At 49.0% G+C, this 13,368-nt stretch carries 14 protein-coding genes and 1 pseudogene; 6 read left to right on the plus strand and 9 right to left on the minus strand.

Annotation, left to right across the window (positions count from 1 at the left end; all coding sequences use genetic code 11):
* Positions 1–9: 9 nt before the first annotated feature.
* The 8 genes from KCR01S_RS19900 to KCR01S_RS19935 are packed head-to-tail and all read right to left on the minus strand — an operon-like array spanning position 10 to position 6,317.
* Entirely contained in the window at positions 10–1,017 is a 1,008-nt protein-coding gene (locus tag KCR01S_RS19900; RefSeq protein ID WP_000014166.1) for a TrbL/VirB6 family protein, read from the minus strand.
* A 17-nt stretch (positions 1,018–1,034) separates the two neighbouring features.
* Positions 1,035–1,319 carry an EexN family lipoprotein gene (locus tag KCR01S_RS19905; RefSeq protein WP_000769859.1) on the minus strand — a complete coding sequence of 95 codons (285 nt, stop codon included), beginning with the start codon at positions 1,317–1,319 and terminating at the stop codon, positions 1,035–1,037.
* A gap of 11 nt (positions 1,320–1,330) precedes the next feature.
* Positions 1,331–2,047 (minus strand): TrbJ/VirB5 family protein, encoded by a 717-nt coding sequence (locus KCR01S_RS19910; protein WP_000770034.1) that lies wholly within the window; start codon positions 2,045–2,047, stop codon positions 1,331–1,333.
* An 18-nt stretch (positions 2,048–2,065) separates the two neighbouring features.
* Positions 2,066–4,816 carry a VirB4 family type IV secretion/conjugal transfer ATPase gene (locus KCR01S_RS19915; protein ID WP_017694776.1) on the minus strand — a complete coding sequence of 917 codons (2,751 nt, stop codon included), beginning with the start codon at positions 4,814–4,816 and terminating at the stop codon, positions 2,066–2,068.
* A 9-nt stretch (positions 4,817–4,825) separates the two neighbouring features.
* On the minus strand, positions 4,826–5,125 hold the full coding sequence (locus tag KCR01S_RS19920; RefSeq protein WP_000175462.1) for a TrbC/VirB2 family protein: 300 nt from the start codon (positions 5,123–5,125) through the stop codon (positions 4,826–4,828).
* A 10-nt stretch (positions 5,126–5,135) separates the two neighbouring features.
* The gene (locus KCR01S_RS19925; protein ID WP_061284761.1) at positions 5,136–5,798 is read right to left on the minus strand and encodes a lytic transglycosylase domain-containing protein; all 663 of its coding nucleotides are present in this window, start codon (positions 5,796–5,798) and stop codon (positions 5,136–5,138) included.
* A gap of 2 nt (positions 5,799–5,800) precedes the next feature.
* Entirely contained in the window at positions 5,801–6,016 is a 216-nt protein-coding gene (locus KCR01S_RS19930; RefSeq protein ID WP_061284762.1) for a hypothetical protein, read from the minus strand.
* Entirely contained in the window at positions 6,009–6,317 is a 309-nt protein-coding gene (locus KCR01S_RS19935; protein ID WP_001776105.1) for a hypothetical protein, read from the minus strand. The genes KCR01S_RS19930 and KCR01S_RS19935 overlap by 8 nt, the downstream gene beginning before the upstream one ends.
* A 313-nt stretch (positions 6,318–6,630) precedes the next feature.
* Here KCR01S_RS19935 and KCR01S_RS19940 point away from each other — a divergent pair, with 313 nt between their 5' ends.
* The 5 genes from KCR01S_RS19940 (at position 6,631) to KCR01S_RS25695 (ending at position 11,585) form a co-directional block, all read left to right on the plus strand.
* Complete coding sequence (locus tag KCR01S_RS19940) at positions 6,631–7,545, plus strand: helix-turn-helix domain-containing protein (RefSeq protein ID WP_000891983.1); 915 nt, start codon at positions 6,631–6,633, stop codon at positions 7,543–7,545.
* 3 nt (positions 7,546–7,548) lie between these two features.
* Entirely contained in the window at positions 7,549–8,532 is a 984-nt protein-coding gene (locus KCR01S_RS19945; protein WP_039267228.1) for a glycosyltransferase family protein, read from the plus strand.
* The gene (locus tag KCR01S_RS19950; protein ID WP_061284763.1) at positions 8,525–9,013 is read left to right on the plus strand and encodes a putative pterin-binding protein; all 489 of its coding nucleotides are present in this window, start codon (positions 8,525–8,527) and stop codon (positions 9,011–9,013) included. Before KCR01S_RS19945 ends, KCR01S_RS19950 begins: the two co-directional genes overlap by 8 nt.
* On the plus strand, positions 9,010–10,728 hold the full coding sequence (locus KCR01S_RS19955; protein ID WP_061284764.1) for an ATP-binding response regulator: 1,719 nt from the start codon (positions 9,010–9,012) through the stop codon (positions 10,726–10,728). Before KCR01S_RS19950 ends, KCR01S_RS19955 begins: the two co-directional genes overlap by 4 nt.
* 272 nt (positions 10,729–11,000) lie before the next feature.
* On the plus strand, positions 11,001–11,585 hold the full coding sequence (locus KCR01S_RS25695; protein WP_233422836.1) for a RepA protein: 585 nt from the start codon (positions 11,001–11,003) through the stop codon (positions 11,583–11,585).
* On the opposite strand, the gene KCR01S_RS19965 is transcribed toward KCR01S_RS25695, so the two are convergent.
* Positions 11,582–12,789, minus strand: a protein-coding gene (locus KCR01S_RS19965) for an IS3 family transposase (RefSeq protein ID WP_089617520.1) whose coding sequence is annotated in 2 segments (ribosomal slippage) — positions 11,582–12,468 and positions 12,468–12,789 — 1,209 coding nt in all. Because the reading frame shifts where the segments join, the coding sequence is not laid out codon by codon here. The two genes, KCR01S_RS25695 and KCR01S_RS19965, sit on opposite strands and share 4 nt — an antisense overlap.
* A 224-nt stretch (positions 12,790–13,013) precedes the next feature.
* On the opposite strand from KCR01S_RS19965, the pseudogene KCR01S_RS24470 reads away from it, so the two are divergent.
* Positions 13,014–13,368 (plus strand): annotated as a pseudogene (locus tag KCR01S_RS24470) (IS1-like element IS1A family transposase); the annotation flags it as partial.

Here is a 13,368-nt window from a genome sequence, read left to right on the forward strand (position 1 = left end):
CAGACTGGGTTATCTCTGGTAGCGTTCCTGCATCCGCTGAACGGCGGCGCGGCTGCGGCTGCGCGCATCGCCGGTGGCGCGGGAGGCCGTGGAGGCAGACGAGGCCGTTGCGCTGCCGGTGCTGTTAAGGTTCTGTGAGGCTTTATCCCCCACCGCACCGGCTGCGGAGGAGGCGGATTGACGGGCTGAACCTACTCCCGACGCGGCAAGTGCCTGCGCGGCACCCTGTGCGGATGCACCGGCAAGCGCCTCGGCCAGCTTATAGGTCAGGACCATCACGGCGGCGGCACCCGCCGTGCCGAGGAAGACCTGAACGGCCAGAGTCAGGTAGTTGGCATCGGATGCTTTTGTGGCGCCCGCCAGGATGTAGTCCAGGTAATCCATTACCACCGTCAGGGCGATGCCGCTGAACAGGGATGTAAGGATGCAGCCCAGAATAATTCTGAGCCAGTTGCTGAACATATCCCGGAACCACGACCACATCAGGCAGTAGATAAAGATCGGGGCGGTCGCCAGCATCAGCAGCATCACCAGTTCGGCTATCAGGTTAATGATGGCCGTGATGCCTACCAGTAACATGACGCCTGCCCAGACCAGAAACTGCGCCAGAGTGCCTTTTAGAGCGACATAGGTTGAATCATCATAAGAGTAAAGCTTCTCCCCAAGTGCTTGAGCCTTTTCCCAGACGGTATCCAGCCGCGCCCAGATCGACGCGTCGCCGCTGAATCCGTCCCGCAGGCCGGTGATGGCATCCGAAACCAGATCGAGATAGCCTCCGGCGTTGGTGACGAAAATCATGATGATGAGCATCCGGCTCACGTCCCACACGATCTCCTCGAAGGGGCGGACTAGCTTGCCTGCCATCGTCTGGTAGGCGCGCCACGTGATGTACAGCGAGAGCACCGCGACGGAGAACAGGTGTGCCATCCACCCCCCCGTATCGGCGGCCACGCTGGTGAGCACGCTGTCAAACCCCTCCATGATGTGGCTGTTTAATCCGACGAATATTCCACTCATGGTGCGTTCTCCTGTCGCTAATTCAGGTCAGCAATAGGCTCTTGCACGCGAGCTTTATCAAGGTCTTTCAGGATTTGCTTATATCCTTCGGCAACATCAGGTTTAGCTTTTTCACGGTGAAGGGCGGAGCGTGCATTCTGGCAATCGGTGGGCACAAAATTATGATTAAAAATGCACTCCCTGTATTTCGCCAGCATGTCGTCATGGTGTGCCATATACCAGTCTACGGAGGTTTTATCCTCGCAGCCAGTAAGCGCGGCCACTGAGGCCAGAACAATAAAGGTCAGTGTCTTCAGTTTCATGGGGTCACCTGTTAGTTAAGGTCTGCGATTGGAGCTGTGCGCATTTGCTCGGCCTGCGCCTTTCGGCGTTGTTCGGCAAGCAGCTGGTTGCGCATCTCACTTTGTTTGACCGACATTTCCCATTGAGTGGTCAGGGCGTTCAGCTGGATACTCCGCGCGGACACTACGTTCGCCAGATCCTGCGATTCTTTACTGTCCTTCGCATTCTCGATGCGACTGGCGAGATTACTAATATCGCTCAGCGTGTCGGAAATTTTTTCCTGGATGTCAGAAGTGTCCTCGACGGACACCGCCTGATTGAGGAGCATCTGTTTGCAGCTATCCCGGTACGCCTCGCTGGCGTTCTCCGGGCAGTTGTCGAACAGTTTGTATTTGTCATACAGCCTGTTTAGTTCCCCAGCATAAGACCCGCCTGAGCCGGTTAACAGATCGTTTAAGGAAATCCCCCTGTTTTTCAGATTTTTAATGTCAGCCGTCAGGTTTTTTGCCTGATTCAGGAATGCCTGGACGTCCCGAATACCGGTGGCCGTTGCCAGCTGTTGTTTATAAGCGTTCATCTGCGACTGATAATGTTGAACCGTCTGCTGCCACTGCTGGAGCTTCTCCGCCCACTGCTGGATGTTGCTGGCGTTGGCTACTTCATCAAAAACGGGAATACCGGCCTGAGCCGGGACGTGAAAGAGACACAAGGCGACGGTCAGCGCCGTCAGGGTGGTTTTCAGTTTCATGGTGTTATCCTTTTGTGATTAAACGGCACGTCTCAGCATTTCGTCTTTCCAGTCTTCCGGCTTCATACCCTCCTGCCAGATCTCGTCAAAAATTTTCAGGTTGTCCGCACTGGCGCTGAGCAGCTTCGTGTAGCGACCTAGCCCGGAGAGGTCGAGGGTGATTTGTGCGATATACGGGCGCACGTCACCACGCCGCAGCGGAGATTTCATGATCACCATCTGGCGGGCGTAGGGGTCGAGGGTGGTCACGATGTCGTAAACCGCTTTCGGCACCCGCAGCATGTCCACGTAGTCGTACTCCTTCGCCTGCTGGTTCGCCATGAAGATGCGGGTACTACACTGCTCGATAATGGCCGCCGAGATCTCGTGCTTGCACATCTCCTCCGGCGACTGCGTGGCCGGGAAGAAAATGCCGTTGAGCTTTCGAATGACCTTCAGCATGTCGAGGGCGAATTTTGAAAACTCCGGGTCCTGAAGCCATTTCCAGAATTCATCCATGAAAATGACCAGGCGGCGGCCATCGAGGAGGCTGGTCACGCGGTAGAGCAGGTAGAAGGTGAGCGGGCTGCGCACGTCTTTGTCGTCCAGGAACTCCGTGCCGTCGATGCCGAAATTATCAATATTGTCGATATCAAAGGTGTCCACGTCATTATCAAACACCCAGCCAAACTCCCCGCCCTGCGCCCACTGCTGGAGACGGATGCGCAGCCCGTTCATCCGTGCGTCCTTCGTCGGGGCTTCATGCAGCACTTCCAGCATGCGGGTGATGCCGTTGCGACGAAGCTCAGGCGGGTAGTCCAGCATGATGGTGTCCACTGCCTCGCTGAGGCGTTCTTCATCGCGCGGGTCGAGCGGTTTGCCGTCCCTTGTGCAAATCATTCGCATCAGCTTCTTGAGGAAGTTGCGGTTACGTTTCGTTGGAGCGAGCGCAAACGGGTTAAGGCCGGTCTTCTCGCCTGAACGGAAACGGAAGTACGAGCCGCCCTGGAGGCGTATCGACATTTCCGCCGAACGGTCTTTATCAAAGACCACCGAGGTGAAGCGCTTTTTCGTCGCCCCCGGCGCAAACGACTCAGGACGCCGGTATTTCTGCATCAGATGCTGGAACATCATCAGCAGGGTCGATTTCCCCGTCCCGGTACTGCCGAGCAGCATGGTGTTACCCGGCGGCTTCTCGCTGAACTCGTCAACATCGGCCTGGCTGTTGTGCAGATTCACGTACTGACATCCCCCGGACGGGGTCGGAACAACGGCAATCGCCTCCCCCCAGGCATTCCCGTCCCGCTTGTGCGGGTGAAAGTTGTGAAACGACACCATTTCGGCGTAGTTGAGGCTGCTCACCGGCACCAGACGCGGGCGCAGGTGATACACACCCGGCAACTGCGCGAGATACGCCGCCGACAGCGACTCGCGGGACAGGGTCATGATGAAACCGAGATCCTTCAGGGTATCCGCCAGGGTGTTGGTGTCCCGGATAACCTGCTCGCTGGTTGGGGCGCTGACAATAAGCGTCTGGTGATATTTCCCGAATGAAATAATGCCGGACTGAAGCATGTCGCGGGCGACCTTCAGGTCTTCCTGCTGGGAGATCGCATCATCCTCGGCAGACTTCAGGCGTTTCTCGATGGTGCGGATGCAGCCCCGCGCTTCATCCTTACCCATGCAGGTATAGGACTGCGTGAACACGTACCGGCAGCGGGCATAAAGAAGCGAGTCATACAGCCCGGTGATGGTTTCAGTGCTGTAATCCTTGATTTCCAGCCCGCGAAAGTAGCTCTGGCCGTCGGTGTGGCTGACCTGGCCAATGTCGGTGGAAGGGAAAATATCCGTGCCGCCCAGCACGTCATAAAACGGCGTGCGGGTGACGCGGACTTTCTGCCACCTGCCGGTGATCAGAAAGTTGTAAAACGCCAGCTGGGAGGAGAACACGTGCCCGTTCTCCTCATAAGTGCCAAGCGGCCGCGCCGCGTAGCGTGACAGCGCCGTGCCAATCGCTTGCCGGTGCTCCTGCATCACCTGCAGGGCATTGTCGAGCAGGGTTTTACGTTCGCCCAGGGACTTCTGTTTCATGGTCGCCCGCTCAATGCCGGTGTGCGGATTGAAGCAGACGGTGAAGAAGAGGCGACGCTGGTAGAAAGGTTTGCCCTCGCGGGAGGCGTAAAACAGACGCGCGATTTCATCTGAAAACGGAATCCCGGATTCACATTCAAGCGTGTCGGTAAATTCGTCGCTCACCAGATGGGTATAGAAGGTAACGGGTAGCCCCTCAAAGGAGCGGATAACGTTGTTGAGCTGCATGTCCAGGGTGGCGAGGTAATGTTCATCCTCGCATTCAAAAATGGTACCGCCGATCTCCCAGGTGCTGACAAAGTCACCTTTTTTGTTCTTCACCACCTGCTCGTGCAGGTGGGAAGACCAGGGGAGATAGCGGGACAGCGGGATACTCTCGTTGAGCCGCATATGTTTTATAAACTCCGTAACGTCTATGGCGTCGTACTGGTTTGCGACAAGCGCCTTTGTCCCGAAATGCCGGGTCGCCGCGCGGTTGCCACGCGTTTTAAACGCCAGCAACTTCAGGTCAAAGAAATGAATGTCCTCTTTTGCCAGCCGTCTCAGCTCGATAAAGGCAGGTATGAGAAGCAGGAGAAGCCAGTAAAAACGTGACCAGACGGCCGCCAGGGTAAGGATGCACAGGGTGAACAGCAGGGGGACAAGCGGGACCCCCCACAGCGCCGCCGGTCGGGTCAGCGCCTTGTTGAGGATGGTCATGCTGCCTCCTTAGGCGGCGAAGTAGGCACCGAACCCGGACGCCCCGGCGAGCAGGACACCCGCCCAGAACACGCGCTGGAGATCGTGCCAGGCCTTGCCGTCAACAAGCATCTTGTAGGCGATAAAGGCCACCGCACAGCTGATAGTGACGACTGACATACCAGTTAGGCCGAGGAAGACCCAGTTAATGGCGTCACTGCCTTTCTGAAATGCCTGGTCAGCGCTGGCCGCCATTGCTGGAACAGCAGACAGGGCGGAAAATGCGGCAATCAGGCGGGTTGCAGCGGTTTTGATAGTACGTAAAGTCATGATCTCTTCCTTAATCAGAAGACACAGCGAGGCCGCCGCGCACGACATGTGGCGGATAAGCAGCGATGCTGGTCGGGGTGGTGTCGGGTGCCGGAATTACGCCGCGTATGACGCTATCCGGGTAAACAGTGTTGTCGGACGGGACGGCAGGCGCTTCCCCGGATGAGGGAGATGCTGTCTGCTGTTCTGCCCGCGTTGAGGGCACAACGTAGCCAATACGCTGTACGTAGCTTGTGTTGCCGAACGCGCTTTCCGGGCGCTGGCCGGTTTCAAAGTTGCCTGAGTAATAGCAGCTCAGGGCGCGCTGTAATGTTCCTCCTCGTTGATAGCAGTCGGTGATGATTTTCGCGGCAACAGTCATGTTGTCACAGGGGTTAAACATGGATTCGGCGCTTACGCCGAACTGCGGGAAGTTGGTGCTGGTTATCTGCATCAGCCCTACTGAATAACGGTGCTTTTTCTGCTTTATGGCCTCCACAATTTTTAGCGCCTCGTCTTTCGACGAAGGCAGATGAGAAATCACGCGGCTCCTGCCGCCCTTTACCGGGACAATCTCAGCGATGGCATATGGATTTAAGCCGGATTCGGTGCGGGTGATGTCGTGGATGGTATCGGGGTAAACGGCGGGAGCACACTGCATTGCGAGCTGAAACAACGCGGCAGTGGTTAACATAGTCAGTCCTTTCTGTAGAGCAGTACCTTACCGGTGGCACAGTCCGGGTTGATAAATAACTGAATGTCGCCCTGGCTGTTAGCTTGGGGAACACCGATTTTTGTAAGCGTCATTGCCAGCCGATCACCCTTCACCGAATACACGTTGTGCGTGTACTCGGTCATGGGGGTGAATACGGCTTCAAGCAGTGAGGCCGGAGCAGGCGTGATGTCAGGCATTACATTTCCTATTTTCCAGCAGTGAGGTGATTGCATCGATACGTCGCAGCCTGTCGGCAATAAGTACGGATACATCGGATTTTTTGAGTCCCTGCGCTTTCACAGTCAGGGTAGTGATTTCTGCCCGCAGGGCTGCCCGTTCAATTAGCAATTCTCGGACGTTATCCGGCAGCTCCCTGAGCGACCAGGTGCCATTAATGGCACGCGTGATACGGTCACGGGAGGAGCGTAGCGGCGGCTTGCCGAGAGTTGAATAAGGATTCTGACGCAGCGCCTTACGGTGGACGGTTTGCATGCTCATGGCTGTTTCTCCTGGGTATGAGTAAGCCACCCGCGTGCGGTGCACAGTGGGAGACAGGGAAGGATTAAACGGGAGGCTTAACGATACAGAGGAGTGAGAGTGTTACCCATTACAGGCGCGGCACGTCATCTCTTTACGCAGTCACAGAAAACACCTCCTTATCCTGACCGGGGAACGCCGCTGCTAGGTTATTAAAGAGCTAATGATTTGATTAATACAATAGCGCTTATAAGTTGGGTATTCAATAAAATTATAACTTATAGTATCGATTTAAGAATGATTCCAATTTTTAGGACTTTTTCAGCAGTGTAAAATGTTGGAGATGTTTGAAAAAATTGAAAAAAAATACTGGCAGGATAAAATCAAGAAAATCTCCAAATTCAGAGTAATAAAAATGCAAGATCTCGATGATGCAAAAGTGATAGAGGTACTGGCGAAGGTATTGACCAAAAAAGGTATTTCCAAGGTAAAGCACAATAGTTACATAAGTAAGGTGCTACAGATCACTACATCAGCGGGCTATAAGAAGTTGAATGGTGCGACCAAGTGGGAGGTTCAGCAACTCATAAAAGTAGTCCAATCCGTTGGCATGGATATGATTGAGTTTTTCCGTATTTATTATGAGGATAATAAAGAAATTCAAGATGCGATCTGGAACGATGGCCGCAGTGAACACTCTTGTAAGGTATGCCTCTATCCTGAAGGTTCGGAAGTAAACACAGAATACTCAGCACTGAAAGTAGCTGACCAATGGAACATTTTTCCGACAAATGATTTAAAAGATGAACTGCTTTATGAATCAAAACGAAGCATAGAAAGTATTGTCATAAATCCAAAGGTAATTAGCAGCACTAAGTATCGAATTGCACTACTTGATGACGATGCTAATATCACCGAAAGCTTAAAAGAAATCCTTTCGAACGATTATTATCAAGTAGATACTTATGATAACTTGAAAAAACTTACTCAAGCTGTCGCAACAAATCCGTATGACGCATATGTTTTGGACTGGATCATCGGTGATGAAACAAGCTTTAAGTTGGTTAAAGCTATAAGGTCGTCAAAAAATAAAAATGCAATGATAATCGTTCTTACAGGTCAACTATCTGGTATAAAAGATGATGAAATTGTAAAGTCAATTCATGATTATGACATTGTGGGACCATACGAAAAGCCGATTAAATCAGGCATCATCAAATCTAACATTGAAAAATATTTCGCCAGATAGATTATGAGAAATTTACTTGAATATTCCGGTAGCTTGATAAGTAACGATAGTTTGATCGTAGCACCTTACGATTATCAGAAGCTAAGCTATGAAAATATTTTACCATTAAACAATGGTCTTATAAAAAACTGGAATATACAAAAATTCTCAAGTGATTACTCTGAAATAGAACACCTAAATGTGATCAATGGCATGGGAGTGACATTAGGTGATTCTATCGTCGGGATTTCTGTGCTGTCAGCAATCAAAAAAAAGAATCCCAAGATTAAAATTAAGCTTATTCGACCGGAGACTGCACCGTCATATGTTGAGGAACTGTATGAATTAGCATCCTCGGTTATAGATGAGCTTCATTACATGCCTTTTCATATTCAGAAATTGCCTTGTACTGCATTGAATATTGATGTGGGAAATCAGCTATATTCTCCAGATTTCCATATTATGGAAATGCATGATTATTTTATCCAAGGTCTTGGCGTGAAACTTGATGATGTTAACCATAATGAGCTATCTAATAAATGGTTAGGCAATATTGATCTCGGAGCGCCAGTTTTTGAAAACTACACACTTTTTGCACCTATTGCTAGCACAAAAATAAGAAGTATACCGTCGAAGTTCTATTATGACATAGTTGATATGCTTTCTAGGCGCGAAGGAAAAACGGTACTAGGTTTCGTGGATGTGAATCATAAAAATTATATTAACATATCAAAGTATTCACCCCATACGAAAGATTTCATAGCGCTAATTAAGTATGCTAGCAACGTTTATACTTGTGACTCCTCTGCATTGCATATAGCCGCTGGATTTGGTGTACCTACTGAATGCGTGTTTAATACAATACCGCCAGAATTAAGAACAAAGTATTACAGTAATTGTAAGTCGATTTATGTTGGGAATAAAAGATTAGAAAAAATTCAGAGTAGTGAAGATTTCCAACTGGTTAAAATGGTGGAAAATAATTACAGGGAGTATCTTTATGGTTAAAATAATATCATTCTTATCCCTAATACTTTTGTCAATTAGTGCATATAGCAATATTGGGGATATAGTTATAGATGGTTCAATCGCTAATGCTAACAGTGATAAAGGTTATGTGATTACTGAAAAGCAGTTTGATTCGTTCCCACGGGATACCATCGTAACGACAACACCTTGGACGCCAACCGGTAAAAAAGTAAAATTCAAGGGCGTCGACCTAAGTTATGTTTTAAAACTCGCTGGCGCTAATGGAGCAAAGCTAAAATTCCATGCTCTGAATGATTATGAAATCATTGTAGACATGAATGACGTTGAAAAATATAACATTTTATTGGCTACAGAAATGGATGGAAAAAGGCTTCAAATAAGGGATTTTGGACCTTATTTTTTGGTATATCCTTTAGATGAACATTATATTGAGCTTAAAACGCCACACTATCTTGCACGGTTCATTTGGCAGATAGACAAAATTACGGTGCTCAAATGAAAAAAAATTTCTTTATCATTTTGGTTGCTCTGCTTTTGTTGATAGCATTCACTGTGTCTAGTGTTGTTAAGTACACCAGTCTTTTATCGGAGAAAAATTTATACACCGTCGCTGGCACCCAAGAAAACTACGGTTTCTCAGTGGCAAAATTCATTATACAGTTGAATGAGCTTTACACGCTAATCAATAGCGATAATACTATTGACGATGTTAGGCTTAAATTCGATATCCTTTATTCTCGTTTGAATGTTATTTATGTAAAGAGTGAGGCGACTGCACCTCTATATAAACAGCAAGGCTATGAAGAAACAATTGATTCGATAAACAAAAAGCTTGAAGACATAGACGGGCTGCTTTCGCATAATCACCCTGATTATAAAAAAATAAGTACAATCATAGCTGATATAAAACCGCTAACTAAAACCGTTACAAATCTTGCTGATATGGCTGAAATAGCACAAAGGAATGACGCTCTTAAAGATTTCAGGAGCAAACGTCAGCAGTTATGGACTCTGCTTTTTATTACAGGTGGGTTGATTTCCTTACTTCTTTTTGTCCTATTTATTTACATAAGTAAAATTAACCGATTGTTACTATCAGAACGGGCTGCTTTTGCCAGTAAAAATGCATTTTTAGGTATGGTAGGCCATGAACTCAGAACATCTTTACAGGCAATAGTGTCTATCATTGATGTCGTAACCAATAATCTGAGTGGAGGGATTAAATCTGGTCAGATAGAACGACTTGAAACTGCTGTTTCGAAAATGGAGCGCCAGTTAAATGATTTGGCTGAATTTGCAAAAATTGACAACGGATCTGTAGAGATAAAAAACACCTATAATAGCTTGCAAGCAATTGTTACTAACGCTGTGCAGGATTGCATTGCTATTTATGAAAAAAAGGATGTCACAGTTAAAATAAAAAACAATAATGATGCAGTGATTTTTACAGATGCTCTACGCCTTAATCAAGTAATTGAAAACTTAACCAGTAACGCTATTAAGTACACTGAGCACGGGGAAGTTAATGTAGATTACTTTATAGAAAAAGGTAAGGTATTAAATATTGTCATTTCTGATACCGGAAAGGGAATCCCTAAAGACAAACTAAAGTTCATATTTAAACCATTTACACGAGTTGTAGATTCGAAATCCACTGTACCTGGATTTGGGATGGGACTTGCTATTGTTGCAGGGATAATCAGACTATTAAAAGGTACTATTCATATATCTAGTGAAGTAAATGTAGGTACAACTGTTACAGTGAGAATACCTATCAAGTTGGGAGATAGCAGCCTTGCAACAGCTGAGGTATCTGCTTCAGCTCCCGGAGATGTCTTCGGCGTTCTTAGCTTGCTTGTTATTGATGATAATGAAATGGCCTGTTCGTCTCTTTCCAGTCTGCTTACTAATGCTGGATACATTGTCGAGGCTACAACCTCGCCTGAACGAGCCCTGGAAAAGCTTCTGCGTAAACCTTATGACGTTGTCCTGAGTGATTTACAAATGCCAGGCATGACAGGTGATGAGCTGTATGCAACTGTTAGTAGCAGTCAGAATCCTAATCGATCCACGCCTTTCATATTCATCAGCGCATACAGTGATGCACACTCTATCGGACAGGCTCCTTTGTTAACTAAACCTGTCAGGTTAAAAGATATAAACCTTAAAATACATGAGGTTATGTCAAATCAAGGACGAGTCAAAAGTGAGTAGGCATTGTCGTAATATTTGCGATTATAGCTTTGGTGTTCTCGATCGTTGCGAATTTTGAAAATTTGAGTAGAATGCGAAGTTAAGCCGGTTAACCGGTGAGGGAAAGAGCTTGATATGCTTCTGGTATCGCTCTAAAAACAAAGCCCCGATAATCACTCTTCTGTTTGGCGACGCGAGTGTGATTAACGGGGCTAGGCATAAAACCTATGTAGGATTATACCCTATCATGCGCACATTTCAACCCTACAGACTCGCCATAAGGGCGGGGTCTGGTGACTGAACAAAAACGTTCAAGTAAAGCCCGGCCATCACCGGCTGGCGTACCAAATCAAAATCCTTGTTATAACGTTGCTTCGCGTAAGCGTCGGCGGTTTTTATCGCGCTGGATTCGTGTACTTACCACTCCTGCAGGTCGTCTCAAAATTCACCGCGAGTTACGCAGGCGTATCCGTAATTGCCGGTTTTGGGTAAATGATCCGAATAAGTACGGCCTTGAATCTCTCTGTGAACTGATGCTGGCCATACTCGATGATCTGGATTTTCGTACCTGGCAAACCAGGCACAATCTGGCAATCCTCGCAGAACGGGCAGGGTTAATGACCAGCGGCAAGTTTATATCTCTTGCTAGCCGTGGATGTGACCGTCTCTACTGGTTAGATTTGATCATCACCGATAAAGCAAAATTTAACCCTTATGATGCGAAATGTGCCTGTAAGCAAATTGAAGTTACAGAGAGCTTTTTTGCTGCGCTGGGGATGCCGCTAAAGTTGGTTTATCGGGAGCGTGCGCGCCTGTTAAATGAAGACCCTAACGAAGTGATCTTGACCCTCCATCTCCGAACAGCTTTTGTATCTTAAGTTAACGATGTCCGCTGCCGCCGGTATTCCCTCGGGGAGTGATATCCCAGCGCGCTGTGCGGGTGGTTTTCATTGTAATGCGTGAACGCTACTGCAAGGTTTCGCAGTGCTGTTCTCACATCCGGTTTTGGCATGAACGCGATATAGTCTTCTTTCATCGTTTTCACGAACCGTTCGGCCATGCCATTACTCTGCGGGCTGCTCACCGCTGTTGTGCAGGGCTCCAGATTCAGCTCTCTCGCGAACCTCCGCGTTTCATACGCGGTATACGCTGAACCGTTATCCGTCAGCCACTGCACCGCTGTGTCGGGCAACCTGTCGCCGAAGCGCTTTTCCACCGACCTCAGCATCACATCCTGCACGGTCGAACTGTCATAGCCTCCCGTGCTTGCTGCCCAGTCTATGGCCTCACGGTCGCAGCAGTCCAGCGCGAACGTTACCCGCAGTTTTTCGCCGTTGTCGCAGCCGAACTCGAAGCCATCTGAACACCAGCGCATATCGCTTTCTGCCACCGCTATCTTGCCCTTATGTTCACGCTTCGGTCGCTCTGGTTTGTGATGCAACAACAACAGGTTATGCTCGCTCATTATCCTGTAAAGCCGTTTGGCATTCACAGGTGGCTGTCCCTCTGTGCGACGTTGCTTGCGCAGGATGCCCCACACGCGTCGATAACCATAACTCGGCATATCGCTGATAATGTTGAGGATAGCCGACAGTATTTCTGCGTCTGCTTCTTCATTACGCCGGTTACAGCGCCTGTCCTGCCAGTCGGCAGAACGGTTAATCCGCAGTGACAGTTGCGCACGCGACACGCCCATGGTCCGGCTGACCATGGCTATTCCCCGTCCTTTGGCAACAAGGGCGCGTGCGCTATCCATTTTCGCGACTGACCGTACTCCACGGCTTCTTTCAGGATCTCAACTTCCATCGTTTTCTTGCCCAGAAGGCGCTGAAGCTCCCGGACCTGCTTCAGAGCAGCAGTAAGCTCAGAAGCAGGAACGACTTCCTCTCCAGCCGCAACGGCGGTGAGGCTGCCTTCCTGATATTGCTTCTTCCACTTAAACAGCAGGCTGGGCTGGATACCATGCAGGCGGGCGACATGGGAGACATTCATACCCGGCTCCATCGTCTGCTGGATAATGGCGATCTTCTCCTGAGGAGTTTTACGTTTACGGACTTCTTGCCCTAACAGGATCCCGGTCATCTCAAAATTGGCGTTAGTGTTAGACATATATTCAAGCCTATCTCTTATCTGGAGATACAGCTACTGTCCGGTGTTTCAGGGGGCTACATCAGATCCGGTTTTCCTGTCGATTTAGCAATTGGTTTTGGACCAGGTTTAAGACCCATGATAGTTATCCTTTAGAGGTGTAGGTGATGCTGCCAACTTACTGATTTAGTGTATGATGGTGTTTTTGAGGTGCTCCAGTGGCTTCTGTTTCTATCAGCTGTCCCTCCTGTTCAGCTACTGACGGGGTGGTGCGTAACGGCAAAAGCACCGCCGGACATCAGCGCTATCTCTGCTCTCACTGCCGTAAAACATGGCAACTGCAGTTCACTTACACCGCTTCTCAACCCGGTACGCACCAGAAAATCATTGATATGGCCATGAATGGCGTTGGATGCCGGGCAACTGCCCGCATTATGGGCGTTGGCCTCAACACGATTTTACGTCACTTAAAAAACTCAGGCCGCAGTCGGTAACCTCGCGCATACAGCCGGGCAGTGACGTCATCGTCTGCGCGGAAATGGACGAACAGTGGGGATACGTCGGGGCTAAATC

The organism is Kluyvera cryocrescens NBRC 102467 (assembly GCF_001571285.1).
Taxonomy (GTDB): domain Bacteria; phylum Pseudomonadota; class Gammaproteobacteria; order Enterobacterales; family Enterobacteriaceae; genus Kluyvera; species Kluyvera cryocrescens.

Coding starts and splice junctions, on each gene's coding strand:
- KCR01S_RS19900 (WP_000014166.1), bottom strand. CDS start 1,017: ATGAGTGGAATATTCGTCGGATTAAACAGCCACATCATGGAGGGGTTT.
- KCR01S_RS19905 (WP_000769859.1), bottom strand. CDS start 1,319: ATGAAACTGAAGACACTGACCTTTATTGTTCTGGCCTCAGTGGCCGCG.
- KCR01S_RS19910 (WP_000770034.1), bottom strand. CDS start 2,047: ATGAAACTGAAAACCACCCTGACGGCGCTGACCGTCGCCTTGTGTCTC.
- KCR01S_RS19915 (WP_017694776.1), bottom strand. CDS start 4,816: ATGACCATCCTCAACAAGGCGCTGACCCGACCGGCGGCGCTGTGGGGG.
- KCR01S_RS19920 (WP_000175462.1), bottom strand. CDS start 5,125: ATGACTTTACGTACTATCAAAACCGCTGCAACCCGCCTGATTGCCGCA.
- KCR01S_RS19925 (WP_061284761.1), bottom strand. CDS start 5,798: ATGTTAACCACTGCCGCGTTGTTTCAGCTCGCAATGCAGTGTGCTCCC.
- KCR01S_RS19930 (WP_061284762.1), bottom strand. CDS start 6,016: ATGCCTGACATCACGCCTGCTCCGGCCTCACTGCTTGAAGCCGTATTC.
- KCR01S_RS19935 (WP_001776105.1), bottom strand. CDS start 6,317: ATGAGCATGCAAACCGTCCACCGTAAGGCGCTGCGTCAGAATCCTTAT.
- KCR01S_RS19940 (WP_000891983.1), top strand. CDS start 6,631: ATGTTGGAGATGTTTGAAAAAATTGAAAAAAAATACTGGCAGGATAAA.
- KCR01S_RS19945 (WP_039267228.1), top strand. CDS start 7,549: ATGAGAAATTTACTTGAATATTCCGGTAGCTTGATAAGTAACGATAGT.
- KCR01S_RS19950 (WP_061284763.1), top strand. CDS start 8,525: ATGGTTAAAATAATATCATTCTTATCCCTAATACTTTTGTCAATTAGT.
- KCR01S_RS19955 (WP_061284764.1), top strand. CDS start 9,010: ATGAAAAAAAATTTCTTTATCATTTTGGTTGCTCTGCTTTTGTTGATA.